This is a genomic window from Roseofilum acuticapitatum BLCC-M154 (genome assembly GCF_030068475.1).
Classification (GTDB): Bacteria; Cyanobacteriota; Cyanobacteriia; order Cyanobacteriales; family Desertifilaceae; genus Roseofilum; species Roseofilum acuticapitatum.
This window is the reverse complement of the sequence record NZ_JAQOSP010000109.1, coordinates 131,314-154,486: the sequence shown is the minus strand read 5'-3', so window position 1 is coordinate 154,486 and position 23,173 is coordinate 131,314. Positions and strand designations below refer to the sequence as shown.

Sequence of the window (23,173 nt, the reverse complement as noted above, 5' to 3'; positions counted from 1 at the left end):
AATACCTTCGCCATTTTCCCGTAGGTTGGGTTGAACGAAGTGAAACCCAACGTATTTGTTGGGTTTTCGGCTGTCGCCGACATGCACGTTCCTCAACCCAACCTACGAATCAAGGCATTTTTGGTTTTGGCGAAGGTATTGTTTGGGTAATTGAGGTAGCTTGTCAAATGGGTAAAATATCAGAAGCAGGGTGAGTTTAAGAAAAACTTGTTTAGATCAATCCAGTCAGCCGAGCGGGTGTGCCTACCCTAATCTTTTACTATTTGCAAGTAACTGACGTTATTTTTATAAAGTTTTGTAAACAATATTAAGATCATCTCCAAAACTCTCCCTTATACTCAAAGTATTCAGAAATTCTCAAACCATAAAAAAACTCATATGTACCTTTTGAAATCTGACACCCCTTATAAAACGCCATTAAAAGCTCAAGGGACTTCCATGGATGAACATCGAGCAAATCCCCTATTCAATCAAGCACCGATAGGAATGCTGGAATGGTCTCTAGAAGGTAAGATTCTGAGGATTAATCCTCGATTTTGCCATCTGATTGGTTATCACGAATCAGAGTTACAAGGCCATTCGTTGATGGAAATTATTCATCCCGATGATATGGAGAGCGATCGCACCTTTCTCGATCAACTCCTAGAGGGAGAGTTGCAAAGCTTCATGCAAGAAAAACGCTATCTGCATCAAGATGGCTCCATGACTTGGGTTAATTTAGCGGTTTCCCTACTGCATACGAGTTCCTCTAGTCCTCCCACATTGCTGGGAGTGGTGACGGATACGAGCGAACGTCAAGCGGTATTGCGCGATCGCCGCAAGGCACAACGAGCCTTAAAAGAGAGCGAACGGCGCTTTCGAGCTATTTTTAATTCTTCCTTTGGATTTATTACCATTCTCTCTCCAGAAGGACAAGTTTTAGAAGCAAACCACACCATCCTAGAGTTTGCCGGAGTGCAACTTTCGGATGTCATCGATCAAGATTTATGGAAAGCACCTTGGTGGCCGCAAGACTGTGCGAATCAGGAACAGCTCAAAGCCAAGATTAAGCAAGCAGCTAAGGGGAACATCCTGCGCTCAACCGTTGATTTTTTGGGAGTCAACCAGCAAAAAGCTACAGTAGATTTTTCCCTGAAACCGGTGATGGATTCCTGTGGAAAAGCCGTGATGCTGATTGCTGAAGGGCGAGATATTAGCGATCGCCAAGCCTTGCAACAAGAACTGGTTTGGCGCGATCAGCTTTGGAATGCTTTCTTCAATGCGGCTCCGATTGGCATGGCAATTCTGGACAAAAAAATGCGCTTTGTGCAAGTCAACGAAACCCTAGCCACAACCAATGATAGTGCGATCGGCGATCATCTGAGCAAAACCATTAGCGACATTAACCCCCATCGAGCCAAAACCCTCGAACCGCAGCTCAAGCAAGTTTTAGCCACAGGTCAACCCTTACTCAATGTGGAAGTTTCCCATGAAACCCCACGGTTATCAGGAATTGTACGTCACTGGCTGGAAAACTATTTCCCCCTCACCACCGAGCAAGGCCAATCGAAAGGAGTGGGGATGATCTGCATTGATATGACCGCTCGCAAACAGGCAGAACAGGCTTTACGCCATTCTGAATCCTTGTTAATCGAAAAAAATCAACAACTTCAGGAAACCTTATGTGACCTGAAACGTACCCAATCCCATTTAATTCAAGCGGAGAAAATGTCCTCTCTGGGTCAAATGGTCGCCGGATTAGCCCATGAAATTAATAATCCGGTGAATTTTATTTATGGGAATTTGGCTCATGCAGAAACCTACATGAAAGACTTAGTAGAAATTCTGCAATTGTATCAATACCATTATCCCCAAACCCATCCGGCGATCTCCGAAATGAGCGAAATCAAAGACCTGGATTTTCTGCTCGAAGATTTGCCAGAACTCCTCCATTCTATGACCGTAGGGACAGAGCGCATTAGAGAAATTGTCAAATCCATGCGGACTTTTTCTCGTTTAGATGAATCAGCCGTGAAGTCCGTTGATATTCATGAAGGGATTGATAGCACTTTGCTGATTCTGCACAATCGCATGAAAGTTAAACCCGATTATCCTGGAATTGAGGTGATTAAAGAGTATGGAAAATTGCCCAAAATCGAGTGTTATGCGGGGCAACTGAATCAGGTGGTGATGAATATCCTCAGTAATGCAATTGATGCCATTGATGAATCCCTTTGCTCGAAACAAGGCCATTTAGAAGAACCCCGTGAGGGTCAAATTCGCATTACTACCCAATTGTTAGATTCAGACTGGGTAGAAATTCGCATTAAAGATAATGGGATGGGCATTCCAGAGCGGGTTAAACAACGGTTGTTCGATCCATTCTTTACTACTAAACCAGTAGGGAAAGGTACAGGTTTAGGCTTATCAATTAGTTACCAAATTGTGGTCAAAAATCATGGAGGTAAAATGGATTGTCATTCGATTCCAGGAGAGGGTACAGAGTTTATTATTCAAATTCCCTGCCAACAAGGATAATGCTGGGCGAAATCATCGGTAATGGGGGAATTACTCACCAGGTTGTAGGGGCGAAAAATTTTTCGCCCCTACTTTATCCCTCACCAGCGAGATAAATAAGAATCCCTAGCAAGCGCTCGATTGGCTCTATGGGATAGGCTTCTAGATCAATGGTTAAATCCGTATGTTCTAATTTCAGAAATTTCCACAACTCTCCATTGGTGACGCAACCATAAATCACCCGATCTGTCCGTTGGTTAAACAGTTGTGCTGCCACCATTTCTGCTCCGCATTGCCCTAGCCCTGCATTGAGGTTTTCTGGCTTGGCTTCTACTAGCATAATTACTGGATTTTCTAAGACTAAAAGACGGGGCGATCGGGCAATTAAAAAATCGACATAGCCGACTAATTGTCGGGTTTCATCAATATTGAATTCTCGTCCAGAAAATAGGCTAATTTGATGGGAGGATAACCGACGCACGGCGGTTAAAATGGGATTGATAATCCATTCACTGCGAGCTTTTTCATTGCCCTGAGCTAGGGCAAGGGGCAGATTTTCCGCTAGGGTTTCTTTCAGAAGGGTATCGGCTTCAATGGGGGGAACTGGGGATAAGAAATGAAGGGTTTCGTGAAGGGTTAAACCCAACTCGTTTTGAACTCGCAGGAGATCGAATTTGCTATAGGCCATGGCAGCTTCTCCAAAGTATCAGATTGACAGAGGAAACCTCTATACAAGATGCTTCGATCAATGTAACCCCAAAGGGAGCAAGATTGCTATAGCACAGCAATAGGCTTTCCTAGGGCGATCGTGATAAAATTAGTTTTATAAAGTACACCCCCATTAGAGTAATTACCAAGTAATAGGACAAGTCGGATGATAACACATTTTTTTTTAGCCAACTTAGGAGGAACTCTAAATTTAGTTGCGAGTGCTTTTCTCGGTGGAATTATAGGGGCAACATCTACCTTTATTCTCTTTCTCATTTTAAATAAAAAATATGAGCAAGAAATCAAAAAAATTAACAGTTACACAGCCAAATTAAAAAGTCTTGAAAATAATGTTTTCACCCTCAAGCATAAAACCCTAGATCTAGTTAAACAAGTAGGGAAGCTTCAAGAGGAAAAAGCCCAATTACAAGCCAAGATTGACGAGCTGAACAATTTAGCTTTGAATCTTGAAGGTCAAGCTAAAAAAGTTACTCCAGAGATTGGGAAAACTTTTAAAGAAAAACCGATCAAAAAAATAGGGCTATACCAATACATTTTAGAGGGTTTGGAAAAATCTATTGATTTTTATAATCCCCAAAATTATCCCCGCTTTGAAGATTATTTACAATCCCTAAAAAAACCAGCCGAGCAATTGTGGGAATCTTATAGATCGAATCAGGTTATAGTGAATTACTCCGATGCCTCAACTCAAGCAGCTTACTTAATACGTTATTACCCCCATTATGTCCAAATGACTTATGAAATTTTACAAAAGTGTTCAGAAACTTTTGCTTTTGGGGAAAAGGTAAATGCTTGCTTTTTTGGAGCAGGGCCTTGTCCAGAAGTCGCTGGTTTAGCTCAATTTTTAACCCAGTATTATCCCCAAACTAAGGAGATTTTTGTGCAAGTTTACGATATTGCTTCTGATCAATGGGCCCTGAGTCGAACAATTACCAAAGATTTCGTGATTCCCAAATTGTGGAAAGGTCAATTTTCTGGGAATGCTCGTAATTTAGATTTATGCTCGGCTAATAGTTTTCAGGCAGTTGCAGACGCGATCGAGAATAGTCATCTTTTTGTCTTTCAAAATTGTCTGAATGAAATATGGAATATATCGACGACGAAAGAGAATATTAAGTTTTTGCTTGAATCTGCTCCTTTAAACAGTTTTATTGTTATTGGAGATCTTCGCTATGCTCAAAACCGCTATATATTAGAAGATATTGCCAAATTTGTTCAAAGAAATGATGATTATAAAATCATCGTGCTAGATGAATTAGACGTACGCTCTTCCTTAAGAATCCCTCAGATAGTGATACAAAATTTGCTAACAAGTGAAGGGTATTTAATTCCTCGATCCCGCATTAAGTTTATGTTTTTAGTAATTGGCAAATTCTAATGAATACAGAATTGATAATTATTCATTCTATCGGGTGAAAATTTCTAACTATTTTACCTCTGATTCAGGTTCGAGATCGTGCCATCCGACTAAAGAAGGCGAATTCGGATTATGTGTTCGGTAATTTTCTCTTGCTTTATCAATGCTGGTAGTTGCATAACAGTATTGACACCCAAACAAACAGCTATTATACATGCCAATATCGCGGCTTTTTACGCAACCGCAAGCTTCTCGCTGCCCCGTATCTTTCTTATGACTGACTTCTATGCCAAAAATTTCCTTGATATAATCATCATCTATGCATTTACCATGGTGAATGCTATAGGATTCTAAGTCATAGGGTTCTGCACAACTAAAAAGCTGAATCTTGTGTTTTTGAGCAATCTTTTCTATTGAGGGTAAAAATTTTTCAAACCCTTGTGGAGTTTCTTCTAAGGGATAAAAGGTAATCGCTTTTTCGGTTTCAATCTTTTGGAGACGATCGTTATTTTTGCGATACCGATCCATAAAACTAATTACGCATCGGTGGGTATAACCAGAGAGTTGACTGGCAATATGCTTATATTGCTGAAGATGAAAATCTATATCAGTCTCTTGACTAAAAACAATGGGATCGTATCGCCAAATTACTTTTTGGCTACCGATGAGATGGGCTAATTTTTGAAATATTTTAATGGCAAAAGATAAAGGGGTTTGATTCTGGTCTAGAAAACTGGGGTTATTCATTACTGTGAACTGAAAGTAGTATTGATATCCCAGTTCATCTAAGAGTGCTAAAGATGACAGTAATGGGTGGGGGTTGCGCGTCCAGAATACAATGACTTCAACCTCTTTTGGAGTCAAATTAATGCGGGAAAGTTGTTGGGGATTAAAAGGATTGGGGACGATGCAGTAACCGGCTCGAATCCGGTTGATAAACCATTGATGATAAAAGGCAGGAATATCAGTTCGTCTACTGGCGCTAATAATCATTTGGCTTTCACTTTAGATGGGAGTAAGATAATTATCTGTTATGCTAACAAAGTTATTCAGTAGATAGCAAGTCTAACTCTAGTCTCAGCAAATTTGCTTATGCGTATTTATGGTAATCGTGCGATTAAAACGCTTGCGGGTTCTCTGACTCGCCCGACGGCGGGACGGGTGCGGGAGGCGGTGTTTAATATTTGGCAAGGTTCGATCGCCGGTTGTCGTTGGTTAGATTTGTGCGCTGGCAGTGGTTCCATGGGAGCGGAAGCGCTCTGTCGGGGGGCGAGTTGGGTGGTGGGGATTGAAGCCTCTTCTCGTGCTTGTGGGGTGATTCGTCAAAATTGGCAACAGATGGCATCAGCAGAGCGATTTCAGGTGCTTTGTGGGGATGTTCTGAAGCGGGTACAGCGCTTAGAAGGAGAGAGTTTCGATCGCATTTATTTCGATCCGCCTTACCAAAGTTCGTTGTATGAGCCGGTGTTGGAGGCGATCGCCGATCTCGATCTGCTCTCCGATACCGGAGAACTTGCGGTTGAACATTCCCCCCAACTCCCTCCTCCAGACGAGCTGAATGGCTTGGAAATTCTTCGGCAAAAGGTTTACGGCAATAGTGCGGTGACGTTTTATCAAGTCCATTGATCTTCTTAGAGAGGTCAAAATCGAGTAAATAGGACATAATATGAATGAGGGGTCAAGCCCCCCACTCTAGTTTCTGCGGAAAATAAAGTATTCTAGATTACATTTTTAGGACGGAGGGTTATGACACCAGCACAACAGATGGCTCGCTTAAAACAGAAGAAACCGGATAAAAACCCGCCTCAATTTCCCCTATCTGATAGAGTATCAACAACTCCGGTTGTGGAATCTTGGGTTTCTATGGGGGACTCGGATTTACCTCTGTACTTGAAGTCATTTCAGATTCCCTCCGAGAGAACTATCTATCCCTTCGATCGCTTGAGTGAACAACCAACGGCCGTGTCTAATGCTGCGGATATCACAGAATCTGGGTTACCATTCTCTGCTGGGGAGGGGATTCATTTGGATTTAGAGAGCTTGCAGGGGTTTGAGGTGGTGAACCATCAGTTTGAACAGTGGGGTATTCAGTTTCGGAATGCGATCGCCCTTCAACCTTCTAATCCGGCTTATCCTCCGAAAACGGGCACGATGGTATTGATTGCTGGGCCAAAAAGTGGTTGGATGGAAGTGCTGTTTAACCGCCCGATTCGGGGATTGAGTTGTTCTGTGACTAGCTCGCGACGGGTGACGTTGACGGGGTTTAATAGAGAGAATGAGGCGATCGCCCATACGGAGTTGCCGGAAGCGAATCTGGCAGACTCTCAGGGATCTCTGGCTCCCAATGCTCTGTTGACCTTAACGACGCAGACAGCAGAGATTTACCGGATTAATTTTTCGGCTTTTGATGGACAATTTAGTGTGGATGAGTTCTATTTTCATTGGGATTAGCGATCGCTTGGGGTTGGTCATTGGGTGATGGGTAATGGTTCTTCTAAACTTCTAAAGCAGTTTAGCGATCGCCTGTGGAGCGATACCGAATTGCGCGATCGGTTTATCCAAGCGTTCGATAACCCCCCTCCCTTGCATCCCTGTATTCTCTGGTGCGAAGACCCCCCTTTAGAACGTCCCTTTGCCGTGGAAACTCCCCAACCTTGGCAACCGGAGCGGGTGGATCGGCTCAGTTTAGGAGCGCAACCCGGAAAACATCCAGCCCACGATCGCGGAGCTTACTATTGTCTGGACTTTTCTTCTGTATTTGCAGCCTCTCCTCTATTGCACCTCTCAGGGATTCAAACGGCGATCGATGTTTGCGCCGCTCCCGGAGGTAAAAGTTTATTCACCTGGCATACTCTGCAACCGGACTTACTGGTTTGCAATGAAGTCGTCGGTAAGCGCTTAGGAACCCTAATGGCAAACTTGAGGCGGTGTCAAGTTTCTAACGTTTCAGAACCGGAGGAGGCGATCGGGCCAGACAGTATGACCCCCGTTTCCTCTGGGATGCCGTACAGTGTCGATCCCCCTAAATCCCCCTTAGAAAGGGGGACTTTTACTGCCCCCCTTTCTAAGAGCGAAACTTTTACTACCCCCCTTTCTAAGAGCGAAACTTTTACTACCCCCCTTTCTAAGAGCGAAACTTTTACTGCCCCCCTTTCTAAGAGCGAAACTTTTACTACCCCCCTTTCTAAGAGCGAAACTTTTACTGCCCCCCTTTCTAAGAGCGAAACTTTTGCTGCCCCCCTTTCTAAGGGGGGTTGGGGGGATCAAAATGCACCTAATAAAAGCGAAAAGCGCTGTATCGCCACCCAACTCGATCCCCAACGGCTTGCCCAACAATTTCCCCAAGCCTTCCAACTTGTCCTCGTTGATGCACCCTGTAGCGGTCAATCCCTACTTTTAAAACAGAAAAAAGTCCCCGGATGTTTTCATAAAGTCACCCTTAATCGTAATGCTAACCGGCAAAAGCGGATCGTTGGCAATGCCGCCCAATTAGTCGCCCCCCAAGGCTATTTACTCTACATGACTTGCACCTATTCCCTCGAAGAAAATGAGCAAATTTGTAACTGGTTACTGAAAAAATATCCCCATTTCCAACCTGTTTCGGTTCCCCATCTTCTCGATTATCAATCCCATCTGAGTGACCTGCCCTGTTATCGTCTCTGGCCTTATCAAGGCTTAGGAGCAGGCGCATTTACTGCCCTATTTCAAAACCAAAACTTAGGTGAAGTGAGAGCTATTTCTAGAGAAGATTTAGCTGCAATTAATCGATTATAGAAGTTTTCGCTGCTATGGTGTTCCTGACTCATAGCGGAAAGTGCTTTAATAGTATTCTTGGACTAAACGGGGATTGAGTTTAGCTAAATTAGATACGAGATGACCGGGAATGAGATTCGGGGGTTGTGGGAGGGTTAAACCACACCACTGGGCTACATCTACAGATAGGGTAACGCAGTCCGGGCCTTTACCAATACAGTAGGTTAATTTTCGGTATTTGCTTAAAATCTGGGGAATAGTTTGCTCTAAATGGGAGTCAGGAATTTCAAATTTGACTAAGTGTTTGATGTAGGGGGTTCTATTGGAGCGATCGATGTATCCAGGACAGAGGGGGAATTTGGGGATTTTCGGTTTGAAGGCATACCATTCTGATTGATGGTGGTATTCAAACAAACAGACAGAATGAGGAAAACCGGTTTCGCTAATGACGGTGAGATATCCCATAACCTTCTCTGGATAGAAAGATTTCCTCATTTTAAGCGATCGCGAGGCAACCCTTGTAGCGAGTTGGGCACAACGAGCCATGATTTCTTCCCAAGTCCGATCGCCCCTCTCACGTCTGGGAGTTATAATATCTCTAGCCAGCCCATATTGTAGGGGAGAAGGTTATGGCCCAAGTTTTACCAGCGCAAGATGTCGTCATCAGTCGAATTTCTGCGATCGTCGATCGCTTATTCCAAGAAAACGAGAAGTTCAGAGAGCGATTAGAAAAAGATGAAGTGATGAGCATCTTTTCTAACCTATTGACACAAGTGGATGCCCAGGAACTTTGTTCTGTGGATGAGTCGGATTTGACCGAGCGAGTCGAGCGGGTAATGGTGAGAGAGGCTGTTGCTGGAACGTTGAACGACCTAACGCCAGAACAGATGGCTATTTTTGATGCCGCAGTGGAAGGTCGATGGTAAGTCACGATGGGTTATCTACTGGATACGAATATTGTCACGGCAATTTTGAAGAATAATAGAAAAGTACAGGAGAAAATGGGAAACCTAGATGTTTTAGCTGAAAATGTTTTTGTCGCCGGAATGACTTACTATGAAATCAAACGAGGATTGATTGCTAATGGAGCGACTCGTCAGCTTAATGATTTTCAAGACTTATGTGAGAAATATCAGGTAATCGTGGGCGATTTGGCGATTTTCGAGAGAGCGGCGCAAATTCATGCCAATCTAAAACGGAAAGGAGAGCCAATGGAAGATGCAGATATTTTAATTGCGGCAACGGCGATCGCCCATAATCTGATTCTGGTGTCCCATGATTCAGATATGCAGAGGGTTGAAGATTTGAGGTTAGAGGATTGGCTTTAGGGTAGGCTGGAGGTGGAAAGATGTGGCAGTCTAATCTTGAGGTTTCGTTAGAGGCGATCGCCCATCTCGCTTCTGGAAGTTATAATATCTGTGGAAGGTCGATGGTGAGTTACTATATTTGATCAGCTTGCCAACCAGGATTCTAAGGGTAGTGCTTTCACTGCTTGCATCCGTTGAAAATCCCTGTCTCCTGAAACAAGGGTTAATCCGTTGCGTAAGGCGATCGCCGCAATCCACAAGTCATTTTCACCAATTCCCAAGTTTTCTATCCTGATTTTTCTACGCTTATTTCTCTCTTTGGGGCCAAAATACTCTAAAATTTCTGCCTTAAACTCAGCATAAATATTGGCAGTCACTTCATCAATGCGATAAATGCGAATATCTTCGAGAAACAGGTTTACCTGCGCCAGATTTCTAGCTTTTTGTTCCGACTTATAGGCCATGTATAGCAATTCACCCTGAACGATGACACAGGTAGCAACTTGTGATTCCCCCACCTCAATAATGCGGTTGATTACGGGCCTATCTCCCTGAATAATGCGGCTACAATGATTGGTGTCGAGTAGATACATAGATTAAAACTCTAGAGGGCTACGGGTTTCGTACACGCTCTCTAAGCACTCTTCCAAGTCATTACCGGCCCAGGTTCCTGCATGTCTTAATAAGGAACGGCCGGAAGCTGGGCGAAATGAGGGGGGTTTTTCTGAAGACAGGGTTTGAGGTGGATTGGAAAGTACCGTCACGCGCACGCTACATCCAGCGAGTTGGGCTGAATGGGCCATAATTTCTTCCCAAGTTCCCTCTATTTCTATAGGTTGTTGTGTCATCGATCGCTAACCTGCAAGCACGATTAGGTTGATTATAACCTTACTGGAGGAAGACTTCTGGGATTTATAATATCTCTAGCCTGTCCATATTGTAGGGGAGAAGCTTATGACCCAAGTTTTTCCAGCGCAAGATGTCGTTATCAAGCGATGCAAATTACCCAGTTCAAATAATGACTGTTGTTGTCTCCGACACTTCTCTCATTGGCTATGGTACACTTAGAATTAAGTCTATCAGATAAACAAGGAAATGGTACAAATTACCACAATAGAATTACCAGAAAACTTACAGACTTTACTAATCGAAGTTGAAAAAACTAAGATTCCGCTTACGATTCTTCATGACGGAAAACCGTTAGCCATTGTTTATCCTGCTACTAACCCCATTGCCCGTCCCAGCTTTGGAGTAATGAAAGGGACGGGTGAAATTGTGGGAGATACAGCGCTTCGCGCTAGGGAATAGGGAATAGGGAATAGGGTTGTGGTACATGGCTTTGAGCCTTTAAGACTTTACACCATAACAGCGAAAACTGCTGTATGTTAGAATTTCGATACGTTTAGCGTTAATCACCCTCATCACAGAAATAAAAACATGACAGCATTGATTTTGAATAATCCAGAAACCGCTTCGATTACGGATGAACAATTTTATCAACTTTGTGCTGCCAACCGTAACTTAAGATTAGAACGAACTGCTCAAGGGAACTTAATGATTATGCCACCGACGGGAGGAGAAACCAGTAAGCGTAATTCTGACATTAACCTAGAGTTATCTCTATGGAATAGAGAAACCCAATTAGGAATTGTCTTTGATTCATCGGGTGGGTTTACGCTTCCGAATGGGGCAGATTATTCCCCCGATGCTTCTTGGATACCCTTAGCGAAATGGGACGCTTTAACCGCAGAACAGAAGACGAAATTTTTACCATTATCTCCCGATTTTGCGATCGAACTGCGTTCGCCTAGCGATTCCTTAAAGCTACTACAAGGAAAAATGCAGGAATATATAGATAATGGTACTCGCTTAGGTTGGCTGATTAACCCAAAAAACCATCAAGTTGAAATTTATCGTCAGGGACAAGAAAAACAAGTTTTAGACCATCCTCTCACTCTATCAGGAGAAGATATTTTACCGGGATTTACTTTAAATCTTCAATTGATTTGGTAAAACTCTATATCCCAGAAAAAGATCGCATCCTGATGGGTTCGGAATGCGATCGCGTGTCTCCAATTCAAATTTAAGGGGCTTGTTGTGGCGATCGCCCCCTGGACACCCAGAAAGGCGATCGCGCCGGTTTACTGAAGTTGGCTCAGTATAGTTATTCTAATTAAGAATGGGACATGGTTGTAGGGGCGAACGGCCGTTCGCCCCTACATATACCGTCGTTGTAGCGATATCAATGTCTGGATTTCGACGCAGCAATTTCCAAAATTGGTGAGATTGCTTCATTCCGCTCCGCTCCATTCGCAATGACATACTATAACTGATCCATAAAAAAAAGACCGCATCCTGATGGGTTCGGAATGCGATCGCACTGCACTGCTCCAAGCTTCAGAATCGACAACATCCTTGAGAGTGTCTCTATCATCAGCATTGACTCAATGGCTTACCAAATATACTCAGAATTAGAAGAACTCGCCGGAGCTGAACTGGGACTCGAAGATCGATTTTCTCTGCGATGAGGTTCCATCATTCTGTTAAACTCTTTCTGGGCATTTTCATACTCATATGAACATTTTATCTCTCTTGATTGCAACGTATTCCTAGCTAAATCATTGCCAAAAAGAGTTGGATCTTCTCCATGCCATAGACAATAAATATTATAAAATCTTTGTTCAGTTACAGGATGTTCATCATAGTAAGCAGGTTTTTTATCCTCGTCTGTACTTATCAACCAACCAAACCAAATTAATGTGGCCTGCTTGTCTTCTTTACTGCTGTCTGTGAATAGAAGCGCAGCTATGGTATCTGCTTCAATTTCTTCTGCTGTCATTCCCATTGGACGTTCATCGAAAACATCCATCAAAGCGTGAGCTAATTCATGATAAAATACAAAGAGAAATCCTGAGACTGCTATCTTTTGTGATCTAAAGTTGAACCTCCAATCTTCTAGAAGGTCATCCAATCCTGCCTCTTTTAAGGTATCGTAAGTTTCGGTAAGTAAATTTATACACAGTCTTATTGATTTACTTATACTATTATATGACGAATTAAACGAATCACATTGTTGAATATTGATAGTTATGTCTTCAGGAAGGTAGTACCCGTTCGTTATGGTTGTTGCGGCTTCATCAAAGGCTCCAATCTGACGCAATCCTTCAATTACTTCACGACTACGGGCATCGGTTCCTTCATGGTAAACCACCCGAACTCTACCACCTCCAGAGCGTTGGGCTTGCAGCCAGCGTTCCTCTATTCCTTCTGTAGATAAACCCTCAGTTCTTGCTTCCCTTGCAGATACAGCAGCACTAGCGACTGGCATCACATTCGAGAAAACCATCGCTAAAGTAAATGTCACAAATTGGTTGAGAATCGTTTGGGTCGTGCGGTTTAGATTAAACATAATTAAAGTAACTCCATAATGAACGGGTTCAACGTCAAAGGTTTCTATGATTTACCAAATTCTGCCATCGGCAGGAGGTGGGGGAACCGTTTGGGGATTGATGGGTCTAGGAGCCACCCTAGGAACCACCGGAGTCTGGCCAGAAGTAGCCAAATTCAAATCCAATCCCATTGATTGAGTTATGGGGGTTAAGCGATGAATCGGAATTCCCAACTTCCACGTTTCATCCATCGGCTCTTGGGAGAGGGCCCAACCCTGAACCGGTTGACAATGGATTCCCACCACTTGTCCGGCACTGTTCAAGACTGGAGAACCGCTCATCCCCGCAGCAGTCATCGTTGTATGGGTAAATCCATAGCCTGCTGGACTCGGAGGTAAAACACTAGCAATCATCCCATTACTAAACTGTAAAGTCGCTTCCTGTTCTCTTCCCTGACCTAGGGCAGAAAAACCCGCTACATAAACCCCATCCCCTTGGGCCAATTGGGTCGAGTCTCCAATTTCTGCTTGTCCATAACCATAGCTGGTCGCAAAGGGAATTAAGACCAAATCCATCCCCTTAACTGAACGCATTTGGGAGAGATTAATCGGATAATGCTGCCCATCGTGGGTGTGAATCTGTGTGCCTCCATGCAAAGACTCCGCCACATCCCGACAGGTTAAGACCCAAGCCCTGGGCCCATCTTGGGCAATAATTGCCCCTGTACCGGTTGTCTCCTGACCACTAATTCTCACCGTAATTTGTCTGGCCCGTTGAGCAATTTCCCGTTGGGGAATTTCACCAGCAAATGCGGCTGGCATACCGGAACCCACAACCATCAAGAGTAGGGCACTCACTCTAGTCCAAGGCTGGTTTTGCCCCATAATACTCCTAATATTGGATAAAAATGTCATAACAGTTTGTCCTACTCGAAATCATCCTATAAAATGCTGCGATCTCAAACATCAGCAATTTCAACCTTTAGCCTTACCAAATAGCGTTGGGTTCTGGGGACTGGGGAGATTCTCGATGGGAAGGAGTGGATTTCGCCCCTGATGAAAAGTTGGGGAATAAGACCGATTGAGTCAGATATACAAACTCTTCTATGGGAATAGCCCAGCTTAGTTCCGTCATTTGAGCTTGTAGGGTTGGCGAAGGTTGAGACCCATCATCAAATTGATAGGGGTTACCCCAAATCGGGTAAGCGTGCATTCCATTAATGGCAATCACTTCCCCTTGCCCATTAAATACTGGCCCTCCGCTCATGCCTTTTTGAATATCATTGGTATATCCCAGTTCATAACCGCCCCCAAAAGGACGATCAATCACCAAAGCAATGTTACCCTGATTAAACACAAATCCCCTTTCCTCAATTGGAAATCCCGCCGCAAAAACCTTATCCCCCACCGCAACCGAGGTAGAATTGCCCATAGAGGCAATGCCGTAGGTTTGAGAGGTGCGAAACTGTAACAGTGCTAAATCCTTACCCTGCAACTGGCTTAAGTGAACTACTTGCCCTAAATGCTCTTGACCATCTGGGGTTTGTATGGGGAACGTCTGACCATCCCCAAACACCAGTACATGGTGATTAGTCACCACGGTATACAGGTCATTTTGTCGAGCAATGAGAATCCCAGACCCAGAGTTTTGACCGGAAATTATCTTAACTGTCACAGACTGGGCCAAAACATGCAGTTGCTCTGGGGAAAAACCGTCAGGAACTAAAGGAGAGGAGCTTGGCTCAAGGGTGGATTCTGTTGGCAGTTCACTCTGGGGTTGCTCATTCCCATTCCCAGAGTAAATCGCATGAGTCGATAGTCCAATCAACAGACCGCCAACACAGGCCCCAAATAACAGTATAGGTCGAGCCATTTGGAAATATAATCCTTTCACAAACAATAATGAGATTAAGTTTGAAGTCTGGTAAGGGTCTCACCCCCAAGATGGGGAGTAAGACCAGAAATGGGTGAACAGTCTAGGAAAAATTACCAGACATTACCACCGCTATTACCTCGCGAAGGATTACTCGGCGCAACATTGGAAGAACCAGAGCTTTCCACAGGGGCAACTTGAAGATACTTATCAACATTAACCGTATAGGTAGGGCGACCTCCGAAGGCTTGATGGGAGGGCCCTGCTGCACCCGTGCGGTTGGCCATCATCTCTTGCAGCACCTGAGCAGAGTCTTGGTCAGGACGCAGGGTAAAGAGCAAGTTATGACCCGTGCAGGCTGAACCCGCACAAACGACCGGCTGATTGTTTTGCCAGCCACTGCTCATGTATTGCAGTTGTCCTTGGGCATCATAGGTATTGAACCGGTCAGTTACAGCCTGACAACGTTGCATGGGAGTATAGCCCGAACCACTAAAATAGGTGGAAGACCACTTAATTACTGCGACATTTCCCCGTGGGGTTTGTGCATAGGTGGTCGGAATATTGCTGCTATCCATTTGACAGACAAAGCGACGATTCATTTGTGCTTGACTGGGTTGGGCGAAGGCAACAGTAGCCCCAATAGCCAGAGTTCCTGCGGCCACAATTCCGGCAATTAATTTAGAGGTCATTTAATTTTTCCTGGGTGTAATATTGATTGCAGTTCACATTATTTATGTGCTATTAACAGTCTATCACAGCTATCTGTAAATAGCAATATTTATCTGTATTTTTTATTTCCAGAAAGGTTGTTTTTTGTTTCCATAAAAATACTGATTATATCTTACAAATATAGTATTCCAAGAGAAAAAGATCGCATTTTTGATTCATCACAATGCGATCCCGTGTCTCCAATCCTAATTGACTTAACGGATTTCTTGAAGCGCTTGCTGAGTCTGTTGGTAGGCTTCCGTATTGCCTTGTTTTTGGAACAAATCGCCTGCGGTCTCTAAGTCAGAGATAGCGCCAGAGCGATCGCCCAATTGAGCGCGGGCTGCTCCCCTCCCAACATAAGCTTCGGCATATTCTGAGTAACGTTCAATTGCCTCATTAAAGTGGTTCATTGCTCCTTGAAAATCTTGTTCCTCTAGAGCAGTTTCGCCCTGAGCGTAAGACGTTTCTGCAAACCTCTTGAGTAACAGTTCCATGGTCTGCAGAAGCTCTTCTTTAGCATCTTCAATATCAATTGAGCTTTGTGCAATTTTGTAACTTCCTGTCACTAAAGAGCTATCAGCGTGAACGACTTCAGGAACGATACCAGTGACAGAGAATAGGGCGACTGTTCCAGTGAGAATGGGAAGAATTTTTGGGAAACTAAGGAAGTTGAACATTGTTAGTAAGGATAGGTGTACAAAAGATGGATAGCAGGGGGTAGATTGGGCTAGAAGGCATCACCCAATCTACAGAATCAACTCAGTTTAGTTGTGGATAGGATCGCCCAATCCGGGATTGTCAATTAAACGCACAAACCGAGCCAGACGTTGCTCATTGGTTTCATTGATAATGATATTTTCCTCTTCAGCTCTATCGTTGGATTGTCCGCTAAGAGTGAAAATGGCATTAGTATCATCACATCCAGTGGTAGATCCAGAAATACAAGCAACTTGTGTATTGTTTTTGAATTCTTCCGTCATTCCAGTGTCAAGAGAAACCCCTGAATAATTTCTTGCTAAAGTTGCAACTCTAAAGAGATTGTCTGCTCCTTCATCAAAGATTAAGTTACTCAAGTTCTCCAGTCGTTGGGAAACAGCTACACAACGATGTTCTGCACTGATGCCACCTTGATTTCCTGCGACTGTTGTTGTGACGGAGTGTCTCCCCTCATAAAATGTCCTCACCTGGCGTGTATATCCATCAACATGAATTGCTCCATCACGAGAATCACTGGATCGATTTTGAGGAATAAGCCTGATATCTTCATGATCGGGAATTTGACCGAGTAGCGGATCGGCAGATACTTTTGCTGTTCCATCTGGATTGATATCCATCACCCTTCGATCGTGCCAAACAATGAGAGGATAGGTCTGGGAATTGCGATTCATCACCGTTTCCCATTGACCGTTATTTTGGCGACAAGCAAATGTTTTTTCGAGCTTGGAGAGTTGCTGAATGATGTGAAAGACTGATACAATGTCTCCTCTTTGCCTAAATAAACTAGCTGCTTTTTGCCAGTCAGATCTTGCCTTCACATAGTCTCCCATCCGCTCATGCACTGAACCGCGATCTCTGTAAGCATCAGCATGTTGGGGGTTGACTGCGATCGCCTGGTCAAAATTGGCGATCGCCTGTTGATAGTTCTGCGATCGCATGGCTTCTTGACCCGTATTATAAACGGCGGTTGCTGTTTGCTTATTCCCGGCGGAAACAGTCAGATTTTCATGGTTTTCATTGCTGCTTGCTTGCGCGACTTCAGGAACCATGATGCCTAAAGTTGCCAGAACTGCGGTTCCCACTAACACGCGAGAGAACCCGTTGGAGTTATTCAGATTAAATTTCATGCTTTGAATTGGGTTAACGTCAGAAATCTTGGTAGATCAGGAATCTCAAGTCTGTTCCTTCCCCTGATTTATTTAGAGACACGATACCCCTTACACCCGAATGGACTAGACAAAAATCTAATGCTGGAACTCAAGCCATATCCTTCCGTCCCAAGGAATTAAGTCATTCCGAAGCGAGGACTTTAGAATTTCTTAATAATTAGAGAAAAAAACAATATTTCGCTTGTTTTCTTGGCATTTCTTAGATTAAAGCAGGTTGTTCCCAGGCTGTCTATGGACATCTGAATGTTCTTTTAATGGTGGGTGGGGTGGGCAGGAGAATGAGCTATTGATTCCATTTCGACACCTCCGAGCCTGCCCACCCTACGATGATTGAGGAACTTGAGTCATTTGGGCGATCACCGGCCCCAGTCGTGTAAAATGCTTGGGATTGAGCGTGAAGAGAGCATCAACTTCTGCTTTCAGGGCTGCTTGGGCAATCAGAGCATCAAAAATTCCGCCACCGGGAAGCTTAAGAGCAACCATACAGGCGATCGCTGCTTGATAATCCTGCTGATCTAGAGAGACCACTTGTAGATAGTGTAGCAAATCTGCGATTACGATTTCGGCATCACTAGGACTCATACGGGGTTGAATCGGCAAACGGGTGAGAATCGAATAGGTTTCTGCCAAGCTATGAGTTGATAAGTATCCCTCAACCTGTCCTCGCTCTGCCGATTGTAGTTGCGGAAAACAAGTGGGGTGTTCGGGATGTTGAGTCAGGGAAGCAGCAACCAGGACAGAAGTATCAAATAGAATTTTCATTCTTGATAGAATTCGAGTCTTCACGCAATTGCCCAATCAATTGATTAAAATCAATGTGAGCCAAAGAACCCGTTTCAATGACGAGCAGATTTTCTTTACGGCGCAGCCTGCTTTCGCCAACATCAGTAGAGGGGGGAGATTGAGGGCGATCGAGATCGGCTTGCAGAAATTCCAAGATCCTGAGTTTCTCAGCATCCGATAAATTTTGCAGGATTGGCAGCAATTCAGAAATACCCATGGCTGTTTTTTTAGGCTACTTCTTTAGGTTATCTCATCTCACACCCCATTAACCAACCCAACGGCGATCGCCTCCCAAAAGTAAACATCCGAATGTTCTTTTGGGCAAAATGCTGGGAGAGGGGCGGGCGATCGCCACCGGAATATTAAGCAAAAAAAACAACATTGACTCCCTATCTATTTGTGTCGTCAACTGGGGAAAAAATGACTGGCGATCTTGCCCTCTCCCTTTCATGTCCGTTCATGTCCCAAAGGGAAAGGAAAATCCCTCTCCCGTGGGAGAACGGGGGTAGGTAGAGGGATGAGGGGAAAACTATTAGTATAAAACCAACCCATAATAAACCGATTCTTGCTCCAAGAGCGTGAAAACCCGGAATGATACCCAATCTCTGAGAGTAAACATCCGGATGTTCCATAAGCTGAGGGACTGTAAAGAAGGAGAAAGACTGTGTAATATAGGGTTGTGTGCCTCAGACAAAAAAACTCAGACTTCAGCAGCGCAGAACCTGCCAATGTTGAACTCTGAGCCAGTCATTTCCCATCCCATTGGTATAGAGCCATGAATAACCAGCAGTTCGATCGCATACTCGCAGGACTCAATCCTACAGAGCAGCAAGTCTTGCACGAATTGCTTAACGATCGGGAAATCGCTACGACGGTAGCCAGTAATAAATCGGATGTGCAGAAAATTAGGAGAACGATTTATAAATCCTTTGGCATAAATGAAGATGATGGTCGTCGCAGAGGGCGCTTTTTTCTGATTGCTTTATTTTTTAAGCATAAACCAGAGTTGGTAAATATTCCTCACCTGAACAAATTCCAGAACATGAGTGCTGAGGAATTTGAGAAAACCTGCGATCGCCTCTCGACCCAAGAAAAACCGGTTTTACAGCTCTTCCTCCAGAACCAAACCGACGAAGAAATCGCCGCCTCCCTGAACAAAAACCCCGGAACCATTCGCAAACAGATCCGCAACATCTATCAGAAATTTGGTATTCAGGGGAATAGCAAAACCCAACGAAATTATCTGATTCCTATTTTCTTTAAGTACAAACCGGAATTCGTGAATATTCCTCCATTAACCCATGTTGTAGGGGCGCGTTTACCCAGATCTCGCTCGGAAAGCGAAAATAGGGATGTTTCATGTCCCGAAGCGAAACCCGCCCACCCACCAGGTTCCGTAAGGGCGGGTTCACGAAGATCTCGATGGGAAGACGAAAATATTGGTGAACCCGCCCCTACAGAATCTGCACCTACTAACAAACGAGACTGGGGAGAAGCGCCCGATGTCTCCATTTTCCACGGACGCACGGAGGAACTCGATACCCTGAAAACCTGGATTGCCCAAGATGGGTGTCGGCTGGTTGTCCTCTTGGGTATTGGGGGAATTGGTAAAACGGCGCTCTCGGTGAAACTTGCCCAGGAAGTGGCAGGGGACTTTGAAGCGATTATTTGGCGCTCCTTGCGGGAAGCTCCCCCCCTAAGCGAGATGCTCGACGAAATCAACCAGGTGTTCAACTATGAACCGGACAACCCAGAAGATATTCCCATCCACCGCAGAATCACCCAACTGATTGACTATCTCAAGGAACATCGCTGTTTGATCGTCTTTGATAATGTGGAAGCGATTCTGCAACCGCAAACCACTGCCGGACGCTATCGCCCAGGATATGAGGATTATGGCGACTTCCTGACGCGGTTGGGAGAAACGGAGCATCAAGGCTGCTTAATGCTCACCAGTCGGGAAAAACCGAAGGGGATTAACGCGCTGCAAGGGCCAAAATTACCGGTGCGGGTGTGGAAAGTACAGGGGTTAGATGAGGGTGCAATTGCGGAGATTCTGAAGGAAAAAGGGTTAGGGGTGAGCGCCGCAGTGAATCACCAGCTTGCGGACTCTTGCAACGGCAATCCTTTGGTGCTGAAACTGATTGCTACGCGGATTCAAGAGCTGTTTGGGGGCAGTGCGGCAAACTACTTAAACCGTGGGGAAGCGATCGCCATTCAGGATGTCTGCGATGTTCTCGATCAACAATGGCAACGTCTCTCCCTAGAAGAGCAGCATATCATGTATTGGTTAGCCATCAACCGGGAACCCGTCACCCCAGAGATCCTGCAAGAAGACATGATGGGGCAACCCTTACGGCCCGATCGCCGCCAACTAATCGAAATTCTATACTCTTTAGTGGGGCGATCGCTCATCGAAGCCATTTCCGGCAGTCGCACCACCTCCCCAGAACCCCAACCCCCCCCCACCACCCTGCAAAACGTGGTCATGGAATACCTCACCAACCGCTTCATCCAAGAAATCTGCACCGAACTCCGCACCGGCAACCTCAACCTCTTCAACAGCCACGCCCTGATTAAAGCTACCGCCAAAGACTACGTGCGCGAAAGTCAAATCCGCCTGATTCTGCAACCCATTGCCGACCACCTCCTCACCCTCATCGACCCCCAAAATCCCCGCCCCTGGATCGAAAACTTTTTACACCAATTGCGCCTAGGGGCGGGTTCCGTAAGGGCGGGTTCCGTAGGGGCGGGTTCACCAAGATCTCGATGGGAAGGCGAAAATATGGGTGAACCCGCCCCTACATCGGGACAAACCACCCCCCAATTCCTCGGATACGCTGCTGGCAACCTGATCAACCTCCTCTGCCAACTGAAAATCAACCTCTCCCATACCAACTTTTCCCAACTCCCCATCCGCCAAGCCTACCTCAAAGGACACAGCCTCAATTATACCGACTTTAGCGAATGTCACTTTGTCGGCTCCGTATTTACCGATGTCTTCGGCCCCGTCTTTTGCCTCGCCGTTAGCCCCACAGAACGATTAGTGGCGATCGGCGATGGCTACGGAGCCATTCGCCTCTGGGGATTTGATGACAGTCAACCCTTCTTAACCATTCAAGGTCATCAAGGTTGGGTGCGCTCCATTGCCTTTAGTCCAGATGGTAATCTTTTAGCCAGTGGCAGCGCCGATAAAACCGTAAAACTCTGGGATCTCTCCAATGGGGACTGTTTAGCCACCTTAACAGAGCATCAAGAAACCGTGCGCTCCGTGGTTTTTAGTGCCGATGGTCAAAATTTAGCCACCGGAGCAGCCGATCGCCTGGTAAAACTTTGGAGTCTCTCCAATCCCGAACAGCCCCAATGTCTGCATACCTTCACCGGTCATACGGAAGGGGTGTGTTGTGTCGCCTTTAGCCAAGAAGGTGACCTGATCGCCAGTAGCAGTAATGACATGACCATCCGCCTGTGGGATCGAGAAACTGGGGAGGTGAAGGTATTAGAAGGTCATGAAAATTGGGTGTGGTCGGTAGCCTTTAGTCCCCACGGTCATCTGCTGGCCAGTAGCAGCGACGATCGCACTGTGAAGCTCTGGGATGTGGACACGGGGGACTGTTTGCAAACCCTACACCGACACCAGAATGGCGTTCATTCCGTGGCCTTTAGTCCCGATGGCAATCTTTTGGCCAGTGGAAGCGATGATAAAACCATTGTTATCTGGGATGTGGGTACGGGGGAACTTCTGCATGTTTTATACGGCCATACCAACTGGATCTGGCAAGTAGCTTTTAATCCCCATGATGGGGGTAAAACCCTGGCTAGTAGCAGCGTCAATAATTTTGTTAAACTGTGGGATGTACGGACGGGAAAGTGCCAAAAATCTTGGCAGGGATACACCAATTGGATTTGGGGGGTAGCCTTGAGTCCGGATGGTAAGCTCTTAGCCAGTGGTAGTTTAGACCGCATGGTGCGGTTGTGGTGCGTGGAAACCGGGGAATGCCTGAAGACGTTGGTAGGTCACCTGGCTACGGTGCAATCGGTGGATTTTAGCCGGGATGGTGAGCTTTTGGCCAGTTCAAGCGGCGATCGCACCGTGAAGTTATGGGAAGTGAGTACGGGGCGCTTAATCCGCACATTCACGGGTCATGAAGATGCGATTTGGTGCGTGCGCTTCAGCCCCAATGGGAAACTTCTAGCCACGGGAAGCGGGGATGAAACGGCTAGGGTTTGGAATACCCATACAGGGGAGTGTTTGCATACTTTTGAGGAACATACTCGCCCCACGCGCACGGTGACGTTTAGTGGCAATGGGGAAGTGCTGGCAACCGGCAGTGACGATCTGACCGTTCGCCTCTGGAATCTGCAAACGGGGGAATGCCTGAGCATTTTAACCGGACATCAGGATTGGGTGGGGTCTCTGGCTGCGAGTTTGCAAGGATCAATTTTAGCCAGTGGTAGTGATGATACTACGGTGCGGCTCTGGAATTGGGAAACGGGGGACTGTTTGCAGACTTTGCCGGGTCATTATCATTGGGTTCATGCCTTAGCGATGAGTCAAGATGGAGCAATTTTAGCCAGTGGGAGCAGCGATCGCACCATCAAAATCTGGGATGCAAACACCGGGAACTGCCTGCATACCTTAACCGGACATAACGAAGGGGTGCGATCGCTCTCCTTGAGTGCCAACGCTACCACCTTAGCCAGTGGCAGCGAAGATGAGACGATTAAACTCTGGGATGTTCACCAGGGAGAATTGATGAAAACCCTGCGGGTATCTCGTCCCTATGCAGAGATGAATATTGCTAAAATTGAAGGCTTAACTCAAGCGGCGATCTCCACACTCAAAGCCAATGGAGCCATGGAGCGCAGTGCATAGCACCGTGGGGA

Annotated in this window: 25 protein-coding genes; 11 read left to right on the top strand and 14 right to left on the bottom strand. The window is 45.4% G+C overall.

Annotated elements, in window-relative coordinates:
• Both PMG71_RS17920 and PMG71_RS17915 read left to right on the top strand, forming a co-directional pair.
• On the top strand, positions 1 to 194 hold a 194-nt coding region (locus tag PMG71_RS17920), incomplete at its 5' end, for a hypothetical protein (RefSeq protein ID WP_283755082.1).
• Positions 195 to 387: 193 nt separating this feature from the next.
• On the top strand, positions 388 to 2,517 hold the full coding sequence (locus tag PMG71_RS17915; protein ID WP_283755081.1) for a PAS domain-containing sensor histidine kinase: 2,130 nt from the start codon (positions 388 to 390) through the stop codon (positions 2,515 to 2,517).
• Between the two features lie 73 nt (positions 2,518 to 2,590).
• On the opposite strand, the gene PMG71_RS17910 is transcribed toward PMG71_RS17915, so the two are convergent.
• A complete protein-coding gene (locus PMG71_RS17910; RefSeq protein WP_283755080.1) occupies positions 2,591 to 3,184 on the bottom strand; it encodes a hypothetical protein in 594 nt (197 codons plus the stop codon).
• A 186-nt stretch (positions 3,185 to 3,370) separates the two neighbouring features.
• On the opposite strand from PMG71_RS17910, the gene PMG71_RS17905 reads away from it, so the two are divergent.
• Positions 3,371 to 4,603, top strand: a complete 1,233-nt coding sequence (locus PMG71_RS17905) for a hypothetical protein (RefSeq protein WP_283755079.1) — start codon at positions 3,371 to 3,373, stop codon at positions 4,601 to 4,603.
• A gap of 48 nt (positions 4,604 to 4,651) precedes the next feature.
• On the opposite strand, the gene PMG71_RS17900 is transcribed toward PMG71_RS17905, so the two are convergent.
• A complete protein-coding gene (locus PMG71_RS17900) occupies positions 4,652 to 5,575 on the bottom strand; it encodes a DUF1848 domain-containing protein (RefSeq protein ID WP_283755078.1) in 924 nt (307 codons plus the stop codon).
• A 93-nt stretch (positions 5,576 to 5,668) separates the two neighbouring features.
• Between PMG71_RS17900 and rsmD the strand changes: the two genes are divergently transcribed.
• The 3 genes from rsmD to PMG71_RS17885 all read left to right on the top strand — a co-directional run bounded on the left by rsmD (position 5,669) and on the right by PMG71_RS17885 (position 8,356).
• Complete coding sequence (gene rsmD, locus PMG71_RS17895; protein ID WP_347179320.1) at positions 5,669 to 6,208, top strand: 16S rRNA (guanine(966)-N(2))-methyltransferase RsmD; 540 nt, start codon at positions 5,669 to 5,671, stop codon at positions 6,206 to 6,208.
• Between the two features lie 120 nt (positions 6,209 to 6,328).
• The gene (locus tag PMG71_RS17890) at positions 6,329 to 7,033 is read left to right on the top strand and encodes a hypothetical protein (protein ID WP_283755076.1); all 705 of its coding nucleotides are present in this window, start codon (positions 6,329 to 6,331) and stop codon (positions 7,031 to 7,033) included.
• 27 nt (positions 7,034 to 7,060) lie between these two features.
• Positions 7,061 to 8,356, top strand: coding sequence for an RsmB/NOP family class I SAM-dependent RNA methyltransferase (locus PMG71_RS17885; protein WP_283755075.1), 1,296 nt, complete (start codon positions 7,061 to 7,063; stop codon positions 8,354 to 8,356).
• A gap of 45 nt (positions 8,357 to 8,401) precedes the next feature.
• Here PMG71_RS17885 and PMG71_RS17880 read toward each other — a convergent pair whose 3' ends face one another.
• Entirely contained in the window at positions 8,402 to 8,881 is a 480-nt protein-coding gene (locus PMG71_RS17880; RefSeq protein WP_283755074.1) for a hypothetical protein, read from the bottom strand.
• Between the two features lie 83 nt (positions 8,882 to 8,964).
• Here PMG71_RS17880 and PMG71_RS17875 point away from each other — a divergent pair, with 83 nt between their 5' ends.
• Together PMG71_RS17875 and PMG71_RS17870 are read left to right on the top strand one after the other, a co-directional pair.
• On the top strand, positions 8,965 to 9,261 hold the full coding sequence (locus tag PMG71_RS17875) for a hypothetical protein (protein ID WP_283755073.1): 297 nt from the start codon (positions 8,965 to 8,967) through the stop codon (positions 9,259 to 9,261).
• 6 nt (positions 9,262 to 9,267) lie between these two features.
• Positions 9,268 to 9,663, top strand: a complete 396-nt coding sequence (locus PMG71_RS17870) for a type II toxin-antitoxin system VapC family toxin (RefSeq protein WP_283755072.1) — start codon at positions 9,268 to 9,270, stop codon at positions 9,661 to 9,663.
• A 122-nt stretch (positions 9,664 to 9,785) separates the two neighbouring features.
• Here the strand turns inward: PMG71_RS17870 and PMG71_RS17865 are convergent, their stop codons facing one another.
• Together PMG71_RS17865 and PMG71_RS17860 are read right to left on the bottom strand one after the other, a co-directional pair.
• Positions 9,786 to 10,235, bottom strand: coding sequence for a type II toxin-antitoxin system VapC family toxin (locus tag PMG71_RS17865; RefSeq protein WP_283755071.1), 450 nt, complete (start codon positions 10,233 to 10,235; stop codon positions 9,786 to 9,788).
• Positions 10,236 to 10,238: 3 nt separating this feature from the next.
• On the bottom strand, positions 10,239 to 10,490 hold the full coding sequence (locus PMG71_RS17860; RefSeq protein ID WP_283755070.1) for a hypothetical protein: 252 nt from the start codon (positions 10,488 to 10,490) through the stop codon (positions 10,239 to 10,241).
• 247 nt (positions 10,491 to 10,737) lie between these two features.
• On the opposite strand from PMG71_RS17860, the gene PMG71_RS17855 reads away from it, so the two are divergent.
• A complete protein-coding gene (locus PMG71_RS17855) occupies positions 10,738 to 10,950 on the top strand; it encodes a hypothetical protein (protein WP_283755069.1) in 213 nt (70 codons plus the stop codon).
• Between the two features lie 129 nt (positions 10,951 to 11,079).
• Positions 11,080 to 11,655 (top strand): Uma2 family endonuclease, encoded by a 576-nt coding sequence (locus PMG71_RS17850; RefSeq protein ID WP_283755068.1) that lies wholly within the window; start codon positions 11,080 to 11,082, stop codon positions 11,653 to 11,655.
• A gap of 156 nt (positions 11,656 to 11,811) precedes the next feature.
• Here the strand turns inward: PMG71_RS17850 and PMG71_RS17845 are convergent, their stop codons facing one another.
• The 9 genes from PMG71_RS17845 to PMG71_RS17805 all read right to left on the bottom strand — a co-directional run bounded on the left by PMG71_RS17845 (position 11,812) and on the right by PMG71_RS17805 (position 18,503).
• A complete protein-coding gene (locus tag PMG71_RS17845; protein ID WP_283755067.1) occupies positions 11,812 to 11,937 on the bottom strand; it encodes a hypothetical protein in 126 nt (41 codons plus the stop codon).
• A gap of 157 nt (positions 11,938 to 12,094) precedes the next feature.
• Complete coding sequence (locus tag PMG71_RS17840) at positions 12,095 to 13,051, bottom strand: DUF4344 domain-containing metallopeptidase (protein WP_283755066.1); 957 nt, start codon at positions 13,049 to 13,051, stop codon at positions 12,095 to 12,097.
• Between the two features lie 51 nt (positions 13,052 to 13,102).
• On the bottom strand, positions 13,103 to 13,945 hold the full coding sequence (locus PMG71_RS17835; RefSeq protein WP_283755065.1) for a S1 family peptidase: 843 nt from the start codon (positions 13,943 to 13,945) through the stop codon (positions 13,103 to 13,105).
• Between the two features lie 73 nt (positions 13,946 to 14,018).
• Complete coding sequence (locus PMG71_RS17830; RefSeq protein ID WP_283755064.1) at positions 14,019 to 14,903, bottom strand: S1 family peptidase; 885 nt, start codon at positions 14,901 to 14,903, stop codon at positions 14,019 to 14,021.
• Positions 14,904 to 15,016: 113 nt separating this feature from the next.
• Complete coding sequence (locus PMG71_RS17825; RefSeq protein ID WP_283755063.1) at positions 15,017 to 15,595, bottom strand: COP23 domain-containing protein; 579 nt, start codon at positions 15,593 to 15,595, stop codon at positions 15,017 to 15,019.
• A gap of 234 nt (positions 15,596 to 15,829) precedes the next feature.
• Positions 15,830 to 16,294, bottom strand: a complete 465-nt coding sequence (locus tag PMG71_RS17820) for a hypothetical protein (protein ID WP_283755062.1) — start codon at positions 16,292 to 16,294, stop codon at positions 15,830 to 15,832.
• 87 nt (positions 16,295 to 16,381) lie between these two features.
• Entirely contained in the window at positions 16,382 to 17,461 is a 1,080-nt protein-coding gene (locus tag PMG71_RS17815; protein WP_283755061.1) for a tetratricopeptide repeat protein, read from the bottom strand.
• Between the two features lie 363 nt (positions 17,462 to 17,824).
• Positions 17,825 to 18,265, bottom strand: coding sequence for a type II toxin-antitoxin system VapC family toxin (locus PMG71_RS17810; RefSeq protein WP_283755060.1), 441 nt, complete (start codon positions 18,263 to 18,265; stop codon positions 17,825 to 17,827).
• Positions 18,249 to 18,503 (bottom strand): hypothetical protein, encoded by a 255-nt coding sequence (locus PMG71_RS17805; protein ID WP_283755059.1) that lies wholly within the window; start codon positions 18,501 to 18,503, stop codon positions 18,249 to 18,251. The genes PMG71_RS17810 and PMG71_RS17805 overlap by 17 nt, the downstream gene beginning before the upstream one ends.
• A 558-nt stretch (positions 18,504 to 19,061) precedes the next feature.
• Between PMG71_RS17805 and PMG71_RS17800 the strand changes: the two genes are divergently transcribed.
• The gene (locus PMG71_RS17800; protein ID WP_283755058.1) at positions 19,062 to 23,162 is read left to right on the top strand and encodes a WD40 domain-containing protein; all 4,101 of its coding nucleotides are present in this window, start codon (positions 19,062 to 19,064) and stop codon (positions 23,160 to 23,162) included.
• Positions 23,163 to 23,173: the final 11 nt, after the last annotated feature.